Raw genomic sequence first — 19,762 nt, 5'->3', positions numbered from 1 at the left:
TTACAAATTAAAAGCCCCATGTAATTCTTCCAAAAAAGAACTACATGGGACGTTAAATACCGTGGTACCACCCAAATTCCTGGATAAATCCAGCTTTGGTGTCCATAACGGAGACAACCGTTGGCGATTAAACCAATACTCCTGACTGAATTTCATCGTATTTTAGCCACGGCCTTTCACTAATCACCGTTCGCTGAGGGCATCAATACAATTACTGGGTCATTCATCGTATGCTTCTTTAGTATATCAAAATTTTGTTGCACTGTCAGGTTCTTCCAGGTTAGCAACGTTATTGAATTGATCTGACCATTCATGAATTGCTTTCATCATAGGTCGCATAGCTTCTCCCGCCTCAGTTAATTTATACTCAATTAAATTAGAATCTTCATAAGTTTGACGAATTACTATGTTTGCAGCTTCTAACTCTTTTAAGCGCTCAACCAACACCCGATCCGAACATCCTGAAACAGCACGTGATATTTCTAAAAACCTTTTTGCACCACTAATCAGCAATGTTTCAATAATTAGTCCGTTCCATTTACGCCCCAAAAGTTCGAAAGTACACGTAAAGTTCTTGCACAAAGTATTTTCAGTATTTTTTGTTTTTTTAACCATCATAACCCCCTGTTTTTAGTTAATTCACTTGAAATACAGCTCGTTCACCTTCCAAGACACGAACGATATCCTCTGCCGCTTTCAAAGCTACATTATCCATGGCCTCCTTGGAAATCATAGCGACATGTGGTGTAACAAATGCGTTAGGCAAGTGTAACAATGGATTTTCCGCTGTAATTGGTTCTTTTTCAACTACATCTACCCCAGCGCCAGCAATTTCTTCATTAGTTAATGCCTCAACCAATGCTTCCTCATCAACAAGCGCTCCACGTCCAATATTAACTAATACGGCACTCTTTTTCATTTTTCTAAAAACACTCGCATTAATCATATGCTTTGTTTCAGGAGTTGCTGGCAGCGCTGTCACTACAAAATCCGCTTGTTCATAGATTTCATCTAGCGTTGCCATATGACCATTAGTTACCTCATGTTGATGTCGTGCATAAGCCAATACTTTTACATTAAATCCTGTCAACATCCGATTAATTTCTTGGCCGATGTGCCCATAGCCAATAAGGCCAACTGTTTTCCCAGTTAACTCCTGACCGTGATGCGCGGCTAGGTAACGCTTGTTCGCATTATCAGTAATAGCTTGACGACGCTGATAAAACATTCGTCCAGCCATCAACATATGCATCATAGCCGTTTCAGCGACCGCGGTCGCATTCGCTCCAGGCGTGTTGGTCACAACAATATCATGTGCACTGGCTGCATCTAAATCAACATTATCATATCCGACGCCATGACGTGCAACAACCTTGAGATTGGGCATTTTGGACATCAGACTTTCACCAAAAGGATGCATCATAATTAGAATGCCATCAACATCTGCATGCTCCAGAAAATCATCATCTGAGGCCTGATCATTTTTAATCACTTGATATCCCTTGGATTCAAGATAGTCGACAGCTTTTTGAGATGTCATATTAGCTACTAATACTTTTTTCATTAGAATAGTTCTCCCGTAAATGGTAACTTTGGTGTTTGATCAAAATCATACGTTGCAATATCGTCCGAATTTGTGATGTAGGCAGTCAGTGATTCTGATAGCATCAAATTCACTGGGAACTTCAATTCATTAAATACAATAATTGGCTTTTTTTGTACCCACGCCATGCCCTGCTCAAAGGCTGTTCCTGAATCGGCATCATCATCACGATAATCAATAATCGACAAAATAATGCTCGCATCTGTGACATTCTTGATATCACGTTGAAAAACCTCTGCCGCCCATGGTGCAGTGAATTCAGGGTTTTCAGTCTTTTGATGTTTTCGGGGTGAATAATAATCAGTAACAGTTGGATTCGAATCAAGAGCAGCTTCAATACGTTTCACACGATCGATTTGTTCATCTGAAAAAAAAGGTCCTGCAAGATAGATTTGTGACATTATTATTCTTCTTTCTTTATTGTAATGAATTAAAGGATCCCGGCATTAGTTCTGCAATATTTGTTTCAATTTCTTTACCTTGCTCGTTAATCAACCAAATTGGCATTTCAGGATCAAAAAATTCCACCATCACCTGCCGACAAGCGCCACATGGAGCTATAGGTTCATCTGTACGACCTGAAATAACTAACCCATGAAAATGGCGTTGCCCTGCTGCTATTGCTGTAAAAATTGCAGTTCTCTCGGCGCAATTGGTTAGACCAAATGATACATTTTCAATATTAACGCCCTTGAAAATTTCACCGTTTACGCCAAGTAACGCAGCACCTACAGGAAAATGAGAGTAAGGGGTATATGTATCGTTAAGTGCTTGATTTGCAACGTCAACAAGTTTTCGTGGGGCCATGATCATTTTCTCCTAATATTATTTTAGCAAAAAATCAGCCGCAGGGACTGATTAGTTTTGCTTTTTATATACATGTTTAGCAGTTACTATTTAACAGATAGACAAATATTTTACTTTAACATGATTTTTTCAAACTCATTTAATCGCTCTTCAAACACTTTGAAAGCTTCATTTAAATAGTCCGGTTGACTCATGTTAACGCCAGCTTTTTTTATCACATTCAAAGCATAATCTGAATTACCTGCTTTCAGATAGTTCTTATAATCCTCAGCACCATTTTGTGTTAGTATGCGTTCTGCCAAAGTTGTGGCAGCAGCTTCGCCAGTAGAATATTGATAGACATAGAAATTGTAATAAAAATGTGGAATACGTGCCCATTCATAAGCGATAGCTTCATCTGGAAATAAGTCCGATCCATAAAACTTTTGATTCAATGATCCATAGAATGTACTCATTTCGTCAGCTGTCAAAGCCACTCCAGCCGCACTTTGTTCATGAATCCATTGCTCAAACTCAGCAAATTGAGTTTGGCGGAAAACTGTTCCTTTGAATCCATCTAGATACTGGTTCAATACGTAAGCCTGAAACTTGGGATCATCATTTGTCTTTAGCAAATAATCCGTTAATAATCCCTCATTAGTAGTTGAAGCAATTTCGGCTAAGAATATTGGGTAATCACCATAATGATACTCTTGATTATGACGTGTAAAGTATGAATGAACCGAATGTCCCATCTCATGAGCCAACGTATAAACGTTATTCAAATTATTCTGCCAATTGAGCAAAATGAATGGTTTTGTGTCATAAGAACCACTTGAATAAGCGCCAGTACGTTTCCCTTTATTTTCAACCACATCAATCCATCGTTCATCAAAAGCCTTTTGAACAATAGCAATGTAATCATCCCCTAACGGTGCCAAAGCCGCCAAAACAATGTCTTTTGCCTTTTCATATGTTACTTCAAAATTAATTTCGTCAACAAGTGGTACATATAAATCGTAAGAATGTACATCGTCAACATTAAGAATTTTTTTACGTAATGATACAAAACGGTGTAGTAATGGCAGATTGGCATCAACAGTTTTGGTTAATGTTTCAAAAACTGACTCAGGAATATCATTGGCTGTTACGGCAGCTTGACGAGCTGAATCATAGTGACGGGTTTTAGCTAAAAAGTTATGTCCCTTGACATGTGAAGATAAAGTTGAGGCAAATGTATTTTGCAAAGCAATATAACTATCATAAAGCGTTGTGAATGCTTCCTCACGCAATGAACGATCTTTAGACTCCAACAACAATGAATAGAGGCCATTTGTCAATGGCACAATTTCACCTGTTTCAGTATGGACATCACCAAAAACAATATCTGAATTATCCAATGCACCAAACGTCTGTTCAGAAGCATTAAAAATATCGCTTGCTCCTGCTAGTAAGGCTTCCTGTTCTGCAGGTAGCGTATGCGGTTTACGAGCTTTTAAAACTTCAAAGAAGTGTGCATATTTTTTCAAACCATCTGTCGCTAAGTATGCATCTAACTTCTCGTTTGACAATGCTAACACTTCAGGCTGGAAGAAGGCTGTATTCGCACTTAATTCAGCATACAATCCTTGAACACGAGCATTATACGCACTGTACTTTTGGTTAGTTGTATCTTGATCATAAATTTGATGAGCATATACGTAGACTTTTTCGAATTGACGTTCTACTGCCAAATCTGCTTCTAATGCTTCTCTCAAAACATCAGCAGAATCCCCGACGTGTCCAGCATACTTGCTTAATGCTTGTGCAGACTTTCGTGTTTCATCAAAAGCAGCTTCCCAAGCTTCATCTGTCGGAAAAATTGAGGATAGATCCCATGTGAGATTTTCTGGTACTTGATTACGTAATAGTTGTTTTTCAGACATAATTATTTAATTTGCGATCAAACGCATACTCCTTATCATTCAGTACTAATCATTTTATCATATTTTCACTATACTTTGTTAACGCGCATTTTTCCACTGTGGCAAATGCCGCACTAATATGTAATTATCTTGTTGCAAGATGTAATCATGTACTTCGAGATCATGGTATAATTCTGCAATTTGTTGTTGCTTAAATGTATTATCACCTAACAAAAAGGGGATTAGCTTACCTGTTAGTTCTGCCTTTTTCACAACATTTTGTTGACCTATTTTTTCTAGAAATAGAATAGTAATCAAGCGCCAATACCAATTAGGTACCTTAAGCCCGAAAGTATTTCCACCATGTACCCATACGGGCACATTCATTAGCAACCGATTCTTTTTGTATAGATAATCAACCAACTTAGAATCGACTCGCTGCTGCAAAATTAAGCTTTGCAGTTTATAGATTTGTTTAGTAACATTTAATCTCGTTCTTTGTTTTGGAACTTTCGCATTAAATAATGTTGTATCTATTTTATCAACAAAATGTACACGTGAAAAATCTTGTTTTCTAAAATGCTGCCGATGCACAAAATACTGTTTATCGGGCAAATAGAAAATCAATGCATTATCAGCCATGAATTTCAAAATTGTTCCTTGTGTCATTGTTCTATTAAAATAAGTTTGCCCTAAAATCCAAATAACATAAATATTTTCAGCTAAATATCCTTTATTTCTCATGTCAAGTTTTTTTTGCGATATGGGACTGCATTGATACTCGATAGCTATTCTTTTATGGTTATGTATTAGAAGTATATCTGGTCGCTGTTGAATTTCTGGCAAAACTGCTTCAATTTGTACATCACCATAACACTGTAGTTTAGACGCGAGTTGCAACTTTCCAGACAAATGTTGTATCGATTCGTTTTCAGTAAAAGTCACACATGCCGCACCGGCACAATGGGAAAAATGTTTTTGTTTGACTTCGCCATTCTTTAAAATAACTTTTTCCTGGCATCCAGGGCAAAAATAATTATTTCTTTTATTTGCTTCGTCGGCCCGTACATATTTCTTGTTACTATCACATGCAATAATCATAAAAACACCTCTAATTCATCATACGAATTAGAGGTGTCCTTATCACTGTATTTTCTTTTGAACCCAGTTGCTCAACCATGTGAGTAATGTAATAATTATCAAATAAATAATAGCGATAATTGCCCAAACACGAAAACCTTGTGAATTTCGCGCCACGATTAAGGTTCCAGTTTGTGTTAACTCTAAAATACCGATAGCTGACAAAATTGAGGTATCCTTCAACGTGATGATAAATTGGTTAATGAAACTTGGCACCATAATCTTCAATCCTTGTGGCATGATGACCTTACGCATCGAGCGATTATAAGTGAATCCCAAGCTTCGTGCTGCTTCCATCTGACCTTTATCAACGGCTTCAAAGCCACCACGCACAAAGGCCCCTGTATAAGCACCTTCATTTAAGATTAAGGTAATTAGTCCTGCTGTAAAGGCGGGTATCTTTGTCCCAATAACTCCTGGCAAACCAATATAAATGAAAAATGCTAATACCATCAATGGCAACCCACGGAAAATATAAATCAGTGTTGTTGACAAGCCACGAAGTGCACTGTTTTGACTAACACCCATGACACCTAGAATTACACCCCAAATTGAGGCTAAGATAATTGCCAATACAGTCAGCTCAATTGTTAACCATAATCCTTTTAGAAATGCACCATCATTGGCTTTTAAAATACCTAGCACTGAATTATTGTTTTTCTTAGAACCAGTAAACGTTGACTGTGTCGCACCAAGATATTTTTTGATAATTTTGTCGTAGGTGCCGTCTTTTTTTATTGATGCAAATCCTCTGTTGAAGGATGCCAACAATTCTTTATTTTCGCCTTTTTTAACAAAAAAACCGTATGATCCAGCATTACCTGGATTATTGGTATTCATTACCTTAAGCTTTACACCATTTTTTATAGCATATTGAATGACTGGCATATCCTCAAAAGTGGCAGCAGAGTTACCCACAACGACATCATTATACATCGTATCAGTATCATTAAAATATTTGATGTTAAAACCGTATTTTTTTTGAAGTGACTTACCATATTCAGAGGCAGCTGTGCCCGTTTTCAAAGCCACTGTTTTTCCTTTCAAATCTTTCAAAGACTTAATTTCGCTGCCATTTTTTACAATCCAAGCAACACCAGTTTTATAATACGGCGTCGAATTATCATAAACTTCTTTGCGTTCATCTGTAATAGCCATACCGGCAATAATGCCATCCGCTTGACCATTAGCCACTAGTTGCGCAGCTGAGGTAAAGCTCATTGGTTTAAGTGTATAGGTAAAATTTTCTCGTTTAGCAATTTCTTTCAAAATATCTTGATCAATACCAATATAATCATTGTTCTTATCCTGAAAGTCAAATGGTGGATAAGTGGCATCTGTGGAAATTGTATAATGTGGTTTATCGGCATGAATATGATCTGCCGCCAATGAAAAAGATAGTAGTGCTACAACCAGTGTAACAGCAAAGATGAAACGTTTTTTGAACATGTTTTTCCCTCTCAAAAAAAGATGGCATTTTAAGCCATCTTACTTAATTATTGTTTGTTTATGCTATTATGCATGCATAACTTTGCTCAAGAATTCTTGTAGACGCTCATTTTTTGGTGCATTGAAAACTTGTTCTGGTACACCAGATTCTTGAATCTTACCTGATTCAAAGAACACAACCCGATCTGCCACTTGTTTAGCAAATCCCATTTCGTGTGTCACAATAATCATTGTCATACCTGATTCGGCCAAGTTCTTCATAACATCCAAAACGTCCCCAACCATTTCTGGATCCAAAGCGGATGTTGGTTCATCGAAAAGCATAATATCTGGCTCCATGGCTAAGGCACGTGCAATAGCAATACGTTGCTTTTGTCCACCAGATAATGAATTCACTGACACATCTGCTTTTTCAGCTAAACCAACCGTTTCCAGTAATTCACGAGCCTTTTTCTCGGCCTTTTCTTTATCCATCTTACCAAGTTCGACAGGCGCCAACATGATATTTTCTAAAACAGTATAGTTATTAAATAAATTGAAGCCTTGGAAAACCATACCGATATTTTCACGAACTTTATTGATGTCCGTGCCCTTATCAGAAAGATCGTAACCATCAACAACGATTGTACCATTGTCGGGCGTTTCTAACTGATTCAACATACGTAAGAATGTTGACTTACCTGAACCAGATGGCCCAATCATTACAACAACTTCATTTTCATTGATATCTAAGGAAATATCACGCAAAACATGGTTCGAACCGTATGATTTATTAACTTTATCGACATGTACTTTAACTTTAGTTTGTGCTTCACTCATGCACGTGTCCTCTTTTCTACCCAATTACTCAACCACGTGAGTAATGTAATAACGACTAAGTATATCACAGCCACAATAGCCCACACACGGAAACCTTGTGAATTACGTGACACGATTAAGGTTCCAGTTTGTGTTAACTCTAAAATACCGATAGCTGACAAGATTGAAGTATCCTTCAACGTGATGATAAATTGGTTAATGAAACTTGGCACCATAATCTTCAATCCTTGTGGCATGATGACCTTACGCATCGAACGATTATAAGTGAATCCCAAGCTTCGTGCTGCTTCCATCTGACCTTTATCAACGGCTTCAAAGCCACCACGCACAAAGGCCCCTGTATAAGCACCTTCATTTAAGATTAAGGTAATTAGTCCTGCTGTAAAGGCGGGTATCTTTGTTCCAATAACTCCTGGCAAACCAATATAAATGAAAAATGCTAATACCATCAATGGCAACCCACGGAAAATATAAATCAGTGTTGTTGACAAGCCACGAAGTGCACTGTTTTGACTAACACCCATGACACCTAGAATTACACCCCAAATTGAGGCTAAGATAATACCCAGAATCGTTAACAACAATGTTTGCCACAAGCCACGCATGAACGCCCCATTGTTAGCTTTTAAAATACCCAATACTGAGTTGTTATCCGACTTTTTACCAGTGAAATCCGATGCTGGTGCACCAAGATATTTTTTGATAATTTTGTCATATGTACCGTCTTTTTTAATTGATGCATATCCCTTGTTAAAGGAAGCTAAAAGTTGTTTGTTTTGACCCTTTTTAACGGCGAATCCATACCATCCTGATTCATATGGTGAATTCGCGTTCATAACTTTCAACTTTGTGCCATTTTTAATACTGTATTGCAACACTGGTAAATCACCAAATGTTGCCTGTGCATTATCATTCACAACATCATTGTATAGCGTATCTGAATCATTAAAATAGGTAACCTTGAAGCCATACTGCTTTTGAATTGAAAGTGCGTAATCAGCACCCGCAGTTCCCGTCTTTAAGGCAACGGTTTTTCCTTTTAAATCGCTTAACGATTTGATATTAGATCCTTTTTTTACTGCCCATGCAATACCAGATTTATAATAAGGTGTTCCAAAGTCAAACACTTCTTTTCGTTCGTCAGTAATTGACATACCAGCGATGATCCCATCAGCTTGACCTGATGTGACAGATTGTGTTGCCGCATTGAAGCTCATAGGCTTTAATGTGTACGTGAATCCTTCACGTTTTGCGATAGTTTTCAAGATTTCTTGATCAATACCTGTATATTGATTATTGCTATCTTGAAAATCAAACGGCGGATATGTTGCATCCGTTGTGATGATGTAGTTTGGCTTTGCTGCGCTGACTGTCGTTACAGACGCCATTGCAATGAAACTAACTGCAAGCGTTGTGAGAATTATCCATATTTTTTTCATAGTATATTTAGTATAACAAAAAATCGATTGGTTAGACCAGATAATGTTAGATTTTAATCTAAAAGCATATAAATTATAGCAGAAACTGGCCACTTTATTTTTGAGTTCAATATTACATAAAAAAAATTATCGACTTATCACTCGATAATTTTTTTACTTAGTTGTTCGTTTTTAAGGATGCACTGGCACAGTGATTTTCCCACTAATAATCTTCTTTTGTGCCGTCTGAACTGCTGACCAAACATCATCTGAAGCTGAATCCTTTGATAAGCTTACCCCTTTTTGCTTCAGTCCATATGTAATGGTCTTTCCGCCAGGGAACTTATCGTTTTTCGCCTTGTTTGCAACATCTTCAACCGCACTGTCAACGCGCTTAACTGCAGATACTAAAGTAAAGTTAGAAGTTTTACCGTCTTTGTCTTTATAGTTACCATCAGTTTTTTGGTCACGATCGACACCGATGACCCAAACTTTTTTATCTGCATTTGCAGCTAACTTTTGGTTTTCTGCCTTTGCTTCGGCAAACACACCATTACCTGCACCACCGGCAGCTTGGAAAATTACGTCAGCACCATTCGCAACCATTGAAGCCGCAATTGTCTTTCCTTTGGCCGCATCTGTAAATGAATCTGTATATTGCGTAATGACCTTGATGCTGCTGTCTGTGTCTTTTACACCCGCTTTAAAGCCAGCTTCAAAAGTGTCGATTGTGTCACTGTGAATACCACCGACGAAACCAACGGTCTTTGACTTAGTTTGCTTTGCCGCAGCGACACCCGCCAAATAAGATGATTGTTCTGACTTGAAGAGCAATGAGGCTACGTTTTTGTTGTTTACGACTGAATCAATAATCGCAAAATTAGTCTTAGAATTAGCCTTGGAAACACTAGTAATGGCAGGGGCGGCTGCGAATCCCACACCATATACTAATTTATAACCACCCTTAACAGCAGTTTGCAAATTAGTTTTTATATCCGAAGTATCTGAACTTAAGAAATAGTTATAGCCACCTTTCCCTTGTTCGAGGTTGTTAGCCTTTCCATAGGCTTTCAATCCCTCCCATGCTGATTGGTTAAATGATCGGTCGTCAATACCACCGCCATCAGTAACCAAAGCTACAGCGTATCCTGTACTTTTAGTAGAAGACTTTTGCGTTGTGGCATAAATACCACCACCAATAACGACTACTGCTGCTACACCAATACCAATTTTTGCTGAACGTTGCATATCTTTTCTCCAAATATTCTTTATGCTCTTATTATCCGTTTTTTAAGCAGCTTTTTTCTTAGAATTTGATTAAAAGTCTGTTTTATATCCGAATATTCAATGTCTTGTTATTTTATAGTTCGTTTTTTGACAGAAAACATTTAAAAACGTTCGGATTTTGATATAATCGTACTATGACAAACTTTATAACTCATACAATAGAACCTTGGATGCCACCAGGTGCTTTAAAAGCTAAAGCGGACTACGCAGCAATTGCCGCTGCAACTGGTTGGAAAATTTTACCTTTAGAACGCTATAACGATGGACGTTTTGACAGCAAAACACGTCAACAAAAGATTCAAGCATGGCTAAATATGGTAGATCCGGGTGATCAGGTCATACACCAGTTTCCAACTTATATGAGCGCTGATTTTGAACTTGAATTTATCACGTCCTTGAGTAAACATCAGGCGCGGAGCGCTATATTGATTCATGATATTGAGCCCTTACGCTTGATTAAAACAGCGCCTTGGGAACTAAATGTGTTAAATAGCTACGATACCATTATCGTTCATTCGCAAGCAATGTATGATGAGCTTAAGAAATTAGGTATTCACGTACCTGCCATTATTCAACCTTTTTTTGATTATTTAGGTGACATCACTAAAAAAGCTACTTTTAGTCACAAAATTAACTTTGCGGGTACTTTTCAAAAATCTCCGTGGCTTAAACATTATAATGGTCCCAGAATAGATCTTTTTGGTTCAAGGCCAAAGCGTTGGGCTGACGTAACCTTTCCGTCAAGCATTAACTATCGTGGAAACTTCGACCCTACCAGTATTTTAGATGCTTTTCATGATGGCTTTGGCTTATTATGGGATAATGATTTTGAGGGTAAGACATACCAAACCTACACACGATTCAATGCACCACACAAAGCTAGCTTATATTTACGCGCTGGTTTGCCGTTAATTGCTTGGAGTCAAAGTGCAATTGGTCATTTAATCCTTCAATACAATCTGGGTTTTGTTATTGACTCCTTGTCTGAGCTTGAGAGAGTTTCTTCGATATCGGAAAAACAATATGCTAATTGGCAAAAAAACATCATTCCTTTGGCCAAACAGCTAGAAAATGGTTATTTCACACAGCAAACACTAGCAAAATTAATGTAATAAAAAACGAGTAACTTACTGAGTAAGTTACTCGTTTTTTCAAACCTCATCTGTAATAGGTTACCGTTCTTTAACGACCGGCACCCATCATAATTTTTGAAACATTTGCTTGTATTTTACCAAGATAAAGTTCCTGGTCTTCCTCTGATTTAACGTATAATGCATCATCTACTGTCTGATCGGTAACATTTAATGCATCGCTCATCATATTGGTTGCTTCAGCATAGGCACTATAATTTTTAGCCAATGACTTATGCAGACCCAACAAACGAACAGGGGCTTGAACCGTATTTAAAATTTGAGCATTTTTTTGATATGCCGCTACAGCATCTTCAAATTCTGCTTTGATTTCAGCAAACTCTGCTGCAGGAATATCCGCAACAGCATTCGTTTCCTTTGCATCATCTAACTTTGTAAAGAATGGTGCCACACGATCAGCAGTGTCTTGGGTTATTGTTAATACTTCTTGCAATGTTTGTACGTAAACTTGTGCTTGTTTGGGGTTAAATTTTGCCAATGTTGTTTATCCTTTTTTGAAAATTGATCTCTGTATCAATTTTACCAGTTCTACGATGACAATGATACTCATTCCAGCCACTAACACAATAGCCCATTGGTAACCGTCTAAGTGTGATACGTGGAAAAGTGGGTTCAAACCTGGAATAACAACAACTGCAGCCATTACTATGACAGATCCTAACAATGCCCAGTTAAACATTTTGTTTTGGAAAGCTTGCGGCCCTATCATTGAACCATAGACAGATTTTACGTTTATGGCATTAAACATTTGCATTAAACCAAGCGTCATAAAGGCCATTGTCAAAGCATCTTGGTGTGCCAAATGTACTTCTGGATGAACGGGAGCTGCTAACGCAAACCCATAAACACTTAACACAATCACAGCTTGCAAAATACCTTGCCAAATAATTGCTGGTCCCACACCACCTGATAAGAAGCTAGCGCCACGACCTCTAGGTGTATTCTTCATAATACCCTTTTCAGCCGGTTCAATACCTAATGCAATAGCTGGCAAAGTATCCGTTACTAAGTTAATCCATAAAATCATGATTGGTGCCAATATATTCCAGCCTAACAATGTCATAACGAAAATCGCAATAACTTCAGCTAAGTTTGAGGCCAATAAGTATTGCAAAGCCTTTTGTATGTTAGCAAAGACCTTACGTCCTTCTTCAACGGCATGAACGATTGTAGCAAAGTTATCATCAGCCAAAACCATGTCAGAAGCACCCTTAGATACTTCTGTACCAGTGATACCCATGGCAATACCAATATCGGCTGTCTTCAAGGCTGGGGCATCATTAACACCGTCTCCTGTCATGGCGACGACTTTGCCCTTCTTTTGCCAAGCATTAACAATTTTAACCTTATGCTCAGGCGCTACTCGTGCATAAACATTATATTTATCAACATTTTGTGCAAATTGCTCTTCACTCATTGCATCTAAATCAGATCCTGAAATAACAGCTGTTTCTTTATCCGCTTCATCTAATATACCCAATCGAATAGCAATAGCTGCTGCTGTATCTCGATGATCACCAGTAATCATCATTGGGCGAATACCAGCTGCTTTAGCTTCTGCAACGGCTTGTGCGACTTCAGGACGTTCCGGATCAATCATGCCAACAAATCCGGTAAATACTAGTTCCTGTTCAACCGTTTCTGTATTCATATTGCCAGGTATTTGATCAACTGTCTTATAAGCGAAACCAAGTACGCGAAGAGCTTGTGTTGCTAGCTCTGAGTTAATCGACAAAAGCTTTGCTCGAATATCATCGGATAATGGCTTAATTTCACCATTAATCTCAATTCGTGTCGCACGCTTAAGTAATTCATCAGGTGCGCCTTTGACAGTTACGATGTACCCAGTAGGTGCCGGATGAACAGTTGACATTAACTTACGTTCTGAATCGAATGGAATTTCAGCCACACGTGGCATTTCTGTAAACAGCTTATCTAAATCACGTCCATGATTTTCATTAAAAGCAATCAAAGCTGTTTCTGTAGGATCACCGATAAAACCATTTTCAGTTCGCTTTGTATCGTTATTTAAAGCCAGAATATCTGCTAAGCGTGCGTAGGTTCCTGTCAATTCTTCAGTAGTAGCAGCATCAGAGATTTCAGTATTGACGACTAATTTTTCCACAGTCATTTTGTTTTGTGTCAAGGTACCCGTTTTATCAGATCCGATAATATCTGTAGATCCCAAAGTTTCTACAGCGGGCAGCTTACGAACTAGTGCATGACGAGCGGCCATACGCGTTGTTCCTAATGCTAAGGTAATTGTCACAATAGCAGGCAACCCTTCTGGAATTGCTGCAACAGCAAGAGAAATGGAAGTCAACAACATGTCAATAATTGTTTCCTTACCACGTGCCAGGCCAACAATGAAAGTAACCACAGCAATACCGAGAATCAAATAAGTTAATACTTGTCCCAACTTAGCCAAGTTTGCTTGCAATGGTGTTTTAGTTTCATCAGTTGCTTCTAACATGCCAGCAATATGACCAATCTCAGTTTGCATACCAGTACCTATGACGACACCAACACCACGACCATAAGTCACATTGGTGTTCATGAATCCCAAGTTTGTACGATCACCAAGTGGCAAATCTGTCTCTGCCAGTGTTTCCGCACCCTTATTAATTGGCACAGATTCACCGGTCAGCGATGCCTCTTCAATTTGTAAGGACGCAGATTCAATCAAACGCACATCGGCTGGCACAATGTCTCCAGCTTCCAAACGAACAATATCACCGACTACTAATTCTGTGGACTTAATTGAAGTTTCTTTACCGTCACGAATTACACTAGCATTTGGCGTCGACATTTCTTTTAGGGCATTAATCGCATCTTCAGCTTTGGCTTCTTGAAAAACGCCAAAAATGGCGTTGATAATAACAATAGCTAAAATGAAAATTGCATCAACCACTTCTCCAGTAAATGCGGCAATAATAGCGGCGACCAACAGAATAGCAATCATCAAGTCCTTAAATTGATTGATAAATTTTTGGACTAAATTCGTTGACTTAGCTTCATTCAATTGATTAGCGCCATTTTGCTCAAGACGTTTATTAGCTTCAGAACTCGAAAGCCCCTTTTTTTCATCGGTCTGCAGGTGAGATAACACTTTTGCGCTATCTTGGTTATAGAGTGGCTTATCTGCCATGTGGAATATCTCCTTATATTTCAAATAAATTTCCGAATGATTACTAACAAAAAAGAAAAAACCCATGTAAACACAAATAAAAGTGTGTTTACATGAGTCTCACTGTTTAATGCTAAACCGGCGCGATAAAGCGCGATATAAAACATTGCTGTTTTGCTTTGACGATTCAGCCACGATCATTCCGTCAGTTACTCCCTCAGAAATTAACTTATGTTTATAGTATAACAAATTTTTCTAAGTACGTGTCATTTTTGTTTGGAAGTTTTATTATTTTAGAAAGCACCATCACTGCCGACGCCAGCACCTCCTGATGAGCCGGTGGAAAATCCCCCACCGTCGCCATTCACATTATTATCGACGTGAAAAGCACCATCATTTTCAATATTATAAATCAAGTTCTCGCTCCAGTTATCGCCATATAGCATGATTGGCACAAAGATTATAGAGTCATCTGTATCAACCTTTTGTGACCAAACTTTCATTTGTTTTGCGACATTTTTTGCCTCGCCAAATATGACAGCATAGGCCAATAACTTATCCCAAAGTTGTACGTCCAAAACCGTTTTATTCTCTAAATGAGCAATATCATGTAGCATTTTGGCAAATCCATCCCACTGCCATTTTTCCTGAAAACCATTAGGAACCTTATAAAATATTGCTGGTTTAATACTAAAAATAAGAACTAATATGACAACAATAATTTCCGTAAAACTAACATACCACATGGACCATACTTGTGTACTATAAGCAAAAATTGCTAACAAAAAGGTCGATATGATGGTGCTAATAATTAGGGCTAGCGTTAGAAAAAATTGCTGGTTTTTTATTTTGTTAGTCAATACGTGGTCGATTATTGAAGCCTGCTTTTCAGCTTCCTTAAGTGCTTTTGTAAAAGAACTGATATCTTTTTTAATCCGATTTGACACTCCTGATTCTGGCTGCTTAAATTCGGCATGTACAACCGGTCTACGATACTTACCAAAAATCATATTGATGAAAACTAATTCAAATGGCTGTAAATTCGTTTCATCCAAAACTGAATACGTTATGCCATCTTGCTTTTGAATATCGTCATATGTCATTGCAATTTTGCGACGAGCAATCAAATCGAGCAGTGTTGCAATGATAAGTTTCGCATTGGTAACTGATTTAGCAATTCGTTCACTGACCAGAGCCGGTCCAATATCATTTGGTATATCAAAGATATGGACAATGTCACCAGTTACACCGCTCTTTTCCCGCGCGCTTTGTAATAGCTTTCGTCGTTGGATAGTCTTTAGAATAATAATAAATACGAGTATCAAAATAACAATTGGAGAAACAATAAATCCAATTACTTTCTTTATCTGTAGGGTTTTCTTATTTTTTAACACAATCGCTTTTTCTTGCTTTTGAATATAGGCAGCACGGTTACCTGACTGCTTATTCGTATTCAACGGCGTCTGACTAGTATCAAAATAAGTATGGACTTCGACGGTATCATCGGGACCAATTTTCCCGCTATTAACTATTAGGTTTGCCTGTTTCTTATTCACAAGAACATTTCCCACCGACCGACCATGTACCCAAGCTTTTAAAGTTGATGCTGGTTGATTAGGCAGTACAAATTCCAAACGTAATTTTTCGATGGCAACATCCCTAGTTCCTATTGGTAGCCAGTTTATCTCGGCAATATCATCCCAATTTACCACGACACCTTTTAAAGTGTAATGATAAAACATTGTCAACTGATCATTCTCTTGAACTGGATAATATATTTTTTCTTGAACCTGCTGACTGGTCTTTGTTTCAACATAGCCATAACTACTGTCACCCTGACGAGGTAAAATAGTCTGCTTTTCCCCGTTGTTATGGCTAACCTCAATTGAAGTTAACCCTCCCCACTGTAACGACTGTGAATCAGTTCCTTTTTTAAGTGATTCTTTAAAATAAACACCGTTCATCTCATCATCAAAATGATAAGTTACCTTTTTAGTAATATTCGCATCCCCATTGGCATCAATTCGTACAACCACATTCAAATCAGTAATACGATAATCGCCATCTGCGGAAACCGTTAAAACACCCATCATGGCAAATAAAAATGTAAATACCACTATCTTCAATTTTAACAATAAACTTCCCCTCTCTTAATGGTAATATCAGTATATCTATTTTTTACTAGTATTAGCAAATCAGGCGTGTTAAAATAATATTTTTTAGGAGATGTTATGATATTGAAGAATAAAAATCCAATGCAAGAACGATTGCGTATTGGTCTACTGCTCGTCATGAACTCGGGTTTTATCGACTCGTACACATTTGAATACCACCACGAACGATTTGCTAGCTTGCAAACTGGAAATATTATCCAAGCAGGATTCCACCTCGCTCAAGGGCACTGGGAAACAACATTATTTTTTGTTATTCCAATCATTTTCTTCGTGCTTGGGGCTGCATTTAATACCGTATTAAATCATTTTGTTCCAGCTGGCAAATTATCTTTACAACAGCATAGTATTTTGATCGAATTTATTGGTATTGCTATTATTGGTATCTTTAATTATCATCTAGCTAGTACGGTCATCATATCGGCACTGTCCTTTCTATTAGCAATGCAGTTGGACTCGTTTCCGAAATTACGTGGTCTACCTTTCACAAGCGTTATGTCAACCGGAAACTTACGTAATGCGGGCACCAATCTCGTAAAATACTTTATTAGCCGTGACCATATTTTTCTACATAATGCATGGGTCTTTTCAATACTAGTTGTCTTTTTCATGGTTGGCGCGTTCTCTTCTGCCGTTCTTTCTGGTATCTTTGGCACTTTCGCACTACTTGGTTCCAGCATAATTATGTTTGTTGTTTTCTTGTTATTATTCAAAAATTAAATAAAACATTTGACAAATAATTATAATCTAGTTATTATAGGCTATAACGATTTTTAAAACGAAAACAAATTGAACAGAAAAGTAGCAATTTATCGAAGCTAAGAAAGCTGACGGTTGATGAGAGCCAGCGTGAGTGCGATTGTGAAAATGACCTGTGATTGGTGTATGCGAATCGGTTTACCGTTAAGCATACAACGACTTGGCCCCCGTTACCGGGCACACCATTCGGCTAGGATCATCTCCCGATGCCTGATGGTTAGTGAGCAAATATTTGGTAACAAATATCTACAACTCAGAATGGTAACACGCTATTTTTAGCCGTTTCTGTATCTATGACTATGATATGGAAACGGCTTTTTTGAACTCATCAAAACTGTTTTGTTCTGTTTTTTGTTTTAAAAATCTGTTTTGCACGTTATTTGGGAATATTGAGGAGAATATATATTATGAGCAAAAAATCCAAATGGCTTATTGGTGGTGCTGCAGTAATTATAATTGCTGGCGCCGCTTACGCCAGCTTTGGGCAACACTCAAAAGCATCGTCCAAAACAGTAACCATCGGTATAATGTCTGGCTCAAAACAAGACCAAGCCATTTGGAACACTGTTAAGAAAACTGCTAAAGATAAATATGGCATTACAATTAAATTCAAAGAATTTACAGATTATTCACAACCGAACAAAGCTTTGGCTGCAGGCGATATTGATCTTAACGCCTTCCAGCATTATGCATTCTTAAAGGCGTCAAATAAAGCAACCGGTAATAAAATTGTTTCAATCGGCGACACGGTTATTTCACCTATCCGATTGTATTCTAAAACATACACCAAGGTTTCTCAGTTCAAAAGTGGCGACACAATCGCCGTACCAAATGACCCATCAAATGAAAGCCGGTCACTGTATGTTTTAAAGGCTGCTGGATTAATTGATTTAAAAAATGGTCTAACGACTGCAACAGTTAAAGACATCACAAAAAATCCTAAAAATTTGAAAATTAAAGAATTAGCTGCCGATCAAACAGCTCGTACCTTATCTGACATCCAAGGCGCAGTAATCAACGGTACTTATGCAGATTCAGCTAAATTAGACTATAAAAAAGCCATTTTCGTTGAACCAATTAACAAGAATTCACATCAATGGGTTAATATTATTGCCGCAAACAGCAAAGATAAAGACAATAAAATTTACAAGCAAGTTGTGAAGGCTTACCAAACAGATGCCGTTAAGAAAGCCATTAATAAGCAATACGATGGTGTTGAACTACCTGCTTGGGATAAAGATTTTTCAAAATAATAATGAGATACTAAGGGAGACTTTATTATGAGTAAGAAAAAGAACTATATTATCGCTGGTGTTGCCGTTGTCGTTATCGCTGGTGCCGCCTACCTATCATTTGGTGGACAAGGAAAAACAGAATCTAAGACCGTTACTATTGGTGTAATGGCTGGGTCAAAAGCGGAAGATGAAATCTGGGCTTCCACTATTAAAACTGCCAAAGATAAGTACGGCATTACTTTGAAAACAAAGAAATTCACTGACTATTCACAACCAAACAAAGCCTTAGCAGATGGTGACATTGATCTGAATGCTTTCCAAAACTATCCTTTTTTGAAGAACTGGAACAAGACTTACAAGACTAACATTGTTTCTATTGGAGATACTTGGACAACTCCACTTCGTATATACTCAACATCATATAAGAAAATCTCTGAATTTAAATCTGGTGACCAAATTTTGGTAGCCAACGATGTCACTAACGAAAATCGTGGTATTCATCTTTTGGCTGAAGCAGGACTAATTAAGATTAAGGATACTGACACTGCTACACCAAAAGATATCACATCAAATCCTAAAAACTTGACGATTACGCCGGTTGATGCTTCGCAAACCGCTAAATCATTAAATGATTCAAAAGTTGCTGGTGCCGTGGTGAACACTAACTACGCCGTATCAGCTAACTTAGATGTCAATTCAGCCATTTACGTTGAAGGTTTGAATAAGCAAACAGAACAATACTTCAACTTCATCGCTGCTAATAAGAAAGACAAAGACAACGAGACTTACAAAAAGGTCGTGAAGTCATTGCAAACTGATAAGACAAAGAAACTAGTTAAAAAATATTACGGTTCAGCGGAAGTTACAGTTTGGGATTATAACAAGTAAGGGCATGCGCTTCGGCGCGTACATA

The 19,762-nt window shown here is 37.8% G+C and carries 17 protein-coding genes and 1 other annotated feature; of the genes, 4 read left to right on the top strand and 13 right to left on the bottom strand.

All coding sequences use genetic code 11. The features are described from left to right. Positions 1 to 42: 42 nt before the first annotated feature. Positions 43 to 236: a binding site (T-box leader), on the bottom strand. Positions 237 to 246: 10 nt separating this feature from the next. The 10 genes from A6B45_RS02205 to A6B45_RS02160 all read right to left on the bottom strand — a co-directional run bounded on the left by A6B45_RS02205 (position 247) and on the right by A6B45_RS02160 (position 10,367). After that, complete coding sequence (locus A6B45_RS02205; RefSeq protein WP_072613141.1) at positions 247 to 615, bottom strand: winged helix-turn-helix transcriptional regulator; 369 nt, start codon at positions 613 to 615, stop codon at positions 247 to 249. 19 nt (positions 616 to 634) lie between these two features. Further along, complete coding sequence (locus tag A6B45_RS02200; RefSeq protein ID WP_072613140.1) at positions 635 to 1,564, bottom strand: phosphoglycerate dehydrogenase; 930 nt, start codon at positions 1,562 to 1,564, stop codon at positions 635 to 637. After that, positions 1,564 to 2,004, bottom strand: a complete 441-nt coding sequence (locus A6B45_RS02195; protein WP_072613139.1) for a nucleoside 2-deoxyribosyltransferase — start codon at positions 2,002 to 2,004, stop codon at positions 1,564 to 1,566. Before A6B45_RS02195 ends, A6B45_RS02200 begins: the two co-directional genes overlap by 1 nt. A gap of 16 nt (positions 2,005 to 2,020) precedes the next feature. Further along, the gene (locus tag A6B45_RS02190; protein WP_081371156.1) at positions 2,021 to 2,410 is read right to left on the bottom strand and encodes a cytidine deaminase; all 390 of its coding nucleotides are present in this window, start codon (positions 2,408 to 2,410) and stop codon (positions 2,021 to 2,023) included. 110 nt (positions 2,411 to 2,520) lie between these two features. Continuing rightward, entirely contained in the window at positions 2,521 to 4,314 is a 1,794-nt protein-coding gene (gene pepF, locus A6B45_RS02185; RefSeq protein ID WP_072613137.1) for an oligoendopeptidase F, read from the bottom strand. A 78-nt stretch (positions 4,315 to 4,392) separates the two neighbouring features. Then, the gene (locus tag A6B45_RS02180; RefSeq protein WP_072613136.1) at positions 4,393 to 5,394 is read right to left on the bottom strand and encodes a competence protein CoiA; all 1,002 of its coding nucleotides are present in this window, start codon (positions 5,392 to 5,394) and stop codon (positions 4,393 to 4,395) included. Between the two features lie 42 nt (positions 5,395 to 5,436). After that, positions 5,437 to 6,882 (bottom strand): ABC transporter substrate-binding protein/permease, encoded by a 1,446-nt coding sequence (locus A6B45_RS02175; RefSeq protein ID WP_072613135.1) that lies wholly within the window; start codon positions 6,880 to 6,882, stop codon positions 5,437 to 5,439. Between the two features lie 66 nt (positions 6,883 to 6,948). Further along, complete coding sequence (locus A6B45_RS02170) at positions 6,949 to 7,701, bottom strand: amino acid ABC transporter ATP-binding protein (protein ID WP_072613134.1); 753 nt, start codon at positions 7,699 to 7,701, stop codon at positions 6,949 to 6,951. Continuing rightward, positions 7,698 to 9,140, bottom strand: coding sequence for an ABC transporter substrate-binding protein/permease (locus A6B45_RS02165; RefSeq protein ID WP_072613133.1), 1,443 nt, complete (start codon positions 9,138 to 9,140; stop codon positions 7,698 to 7,700). The genes A6B45_RS02170 and A6B45_RS02165 overlap by 4 nt, the downstream gene beginning before the upstream one ends. Before the next feature lie 171 nt (positions 9,141 to 9,311). After that, the gene (locus A6B45_RS02160) at positions 9,312 to 10,367 is read right to left on the bottom strand and encodes a BMP family lipoprotein (protein WP_072613132.1); all 1,056 of its coding nucleotides are present in this window, start codon (positions 10,365 to 10,367) and stop codon (positions 9,312 to 9,314) included. Between the two features lie 173 nt (positions 10,368 to 10,540). Here A6B45_RS02160 and A6B45_RS02155 point away from each other — a divergent pair, with 173 nt between their 5' ends. Next, positions 10,541 to 11,518, top strand: coding sequence for a sugar transferase (locus tag A6B45_RS02155; protein WP_072613131.1), 978 nt, complete (start codon positions 10,541 to 10,543; stop codon positions 11,516 to 11,518). Between the two features lie 70 nt (positions 11,519 to 11,588). On the opposite strand, the gene A6B45_RS02150 is transcribed toward A6B45_RS02155, so the two are convergent. The 3 genes from A6B45_RS02150 to A6B45_RS02140 form a co-directional block, all read right to left on the bottom strand. Beyond that, entirely contained in the window at positions 11,589 to 12,035 is a 447-nt protein-coding gene (locus tag A6B45_RS02150) for a chemotaxis protein (RefSeq protein WP_072613130.1), read from the bottom strand. A 6-nt stretch (positions 12,036 to 12,041) separates the two neighbouring features. Then, positions 12,042 to 14,705: a calcium-translocating P-type ATPase, PMCA-type gene (locus tag A6B45_RS02145; protein WP_072613129.1), complete on the bottom strand. Its 2,664-nt coding sequence runs from the start codon at positions 14,703 to 14,705 to the stop codon at positions 12,042 to 12,044. A gap of 272 nt (positions 14,706 to 14,977) precedes the next feature. Next, a complete protein-coding gene (locus A6B45_RS02140; protein ID WP_081371155.1) occupies positions 14,978 to 16,819 on the bottom strand; it encodes a DUF2207 domain-containing protein in 1,842 nt (613 codons plus the stop codon). A 96-nt stretch (positions 16,820 to 16,915) separates the two neighbouring features. Here A6B45_RS02140 and A6B45_RS02135 point away from each other — a divergent pair, with 96 nt between their 5' ends. The 3 genes from A6B45_RS02135 to A6B45_RS02125 all read left to right on the top strand — a co-directional run bounded on the left by A6B45_RS02135 (position 16,916) and on the right by A6B45_RS02125 (position 19,737). After that, positions 16,916 to 17,575 (top strand): YoaK family protein, encoded by a 660-nt coding sequence (locus A6B45_RS02135; protein WP_072613128.1) that lies wholly within the window; start codon positions 16,916 to 16,918, stop codon positions 17,573 to 17,575. A gap of 446 nt (positions 17,576 to 18,021) precedes the next feature. Beyond that, positions 18,022 to 18,867: a MetQ/NlpA family ABC transporter substrate-binding protein gene (locus tag A6B45_RS02130; RefSeq protein WP_072613127.1), complete on the top strand. Its 846-nt coding sequence runs from the start codon at positions 18,022 to 18,024 to the stop codon at positions 18,865 to 18,867. Positions 18,868 to 18,894: 27 nt separating this feature from the next. After that, positions 18,895 to 19,737 (top strand): MetQ/NlpA family ABC transporter substrate-binding protein, encoded by an 843-nt coding sequence (locus tag A6B45_RS02125; RefSeq protein ID WP_072613126.1) that lies wholly within the window; start codon positions 18,895 to 18,897, stop codon positions 19,735 to 19,737. Positions 19,738 to 19,762 lie beyond the last annotated feature (25 nt).

Origin of the sequence: Leuconostoc suionicum (genome assembly GCF_001891125.1) — a bacterium.
In the GTDB taxonomy this organism is placed as follows: domain Bacteria; phylum Bacillota; class Bacilli; order Lactobacillales; family Lactobacillaceae; genus Leuconostoc; species Leuconostoc suionicum.
Note: the sequence above shows the minus strand (reverse complement) of the source record. Positions and strands in the feature narration are given on the sequence as shown.

What these genes read in the sequence shown, in the direction of transcription:
- A6B45_RS02205 (WP_072613141.1), bottom strand. Translation starts at nt 615, where the DNA reads ATGGTTAAAAAAACAAAAAATACTGAAAATACTTTGTGCAAGAACTTT.
- A6B45_RS02200 (WP_072613140.1), bottom strand. Translation starts at nt 1,564, where the DNA reads ATGAAAAAAGTATTAGTAGCTAATATGACATCTCAAAAAGCTGTCGAC.
- A6B45_RS02195 (WP_072613139.1), bottom strand. Translation starts at nt 2,004, where the DNA reads ATGTCACAAATCTATCTTGCAGGACCTTTTTTTTCAGATGAACAAATC.
- A6B45_RS02190 (WP_081371156.1), bottom strand. Translation starts at nt 2,410, where the DNA reads ATGGCCCCACGAAAACTTGTTGACGTTGCAAATCAAGCACTTAACGAT.
- pepF (WP_072613137.1), bottom strand. Translation starts at nt 4,314, where the DNA reads ATGTCTGAAAAACAACTATTACGTAATCAAGTACCAGAAAATCTCACA.
- A6B45_RS02180 (WP_072613136.1), bottom strand. Translation starts at nt 5,394, where the DNA reads ATGATTATTGCATGTGATAGTAACAAGAAATATGTACGGGCCGACGAA.
- A6B45_RS02175 (WP_072613135.1), bottom strand. Translation starts at nt 6,882, where the DNA reads ATGTTCAAAAAACGTTTCATCTTTGCTGTTACACTGGTTGTAGCACTA.
- A6B45_RS02170 (WP_072613134.1), bottom strand. Translation starts at nt 7,701, where the DNA reads ATGAGTGAAGCACAAACTAAAGTTAAAGTACATGTCGATAAAGTTAAT.
- A6B45_RS02165 (WP_072613133.1), bottom strand. Translation starts at nt 9,140, where the DNA reads ATGAAAAAAATATGGATAATTCTCACAACGCTTGCAGTTAGTTTCATT.
- A6B45_RS02160 (WP_072613132.1), bottom strand. Translation starts at nt 10,367, where the DNA reads ATGCAACGTTCAGCAAAAATTGGTATTGGTGTAGCAGCAGTAGTCGTT.
- A6B45_RS02155 (WP_072613131.1), top strand. Translation starts at nt 10,541, where the DNA reads ATGACAAACTTTATAACTCATACAATAGAACCTTGGATGCCACCAGGT.
- A6B45_RS02145 (WP_072613129.1), bottom strand. Translation starts at nt 14,705, where the DNA reads ATGGCAGATAAGCCACTCTATAACCAAGATAGCGCAAAAGTGTTATCT.
- A6B45_RS02135 (WP_072613128.1), top strand. Translation starts at nt 16,916, where the DNA reads ATGATATTGAAGAATAAAAATCCAATGCAAGAACGATTGCGTATTGGT.
- A6B45_RS02130 (WP_072613127.1), top strand. Translation starts at nt 18,022, where the DNA reads ATGAGCAAAAAATCCAAATGGCTTATTGGTGGTGCTGCAGTAATTATA.
- A6B45_RS02125 (WP_072613126.1), top strand. Translation starts at nt 18,895, where the DNA reads ATGAGTAAGAAAAAGAACTATATTATCGCTGGTGTTGCCGTTGTCGTT.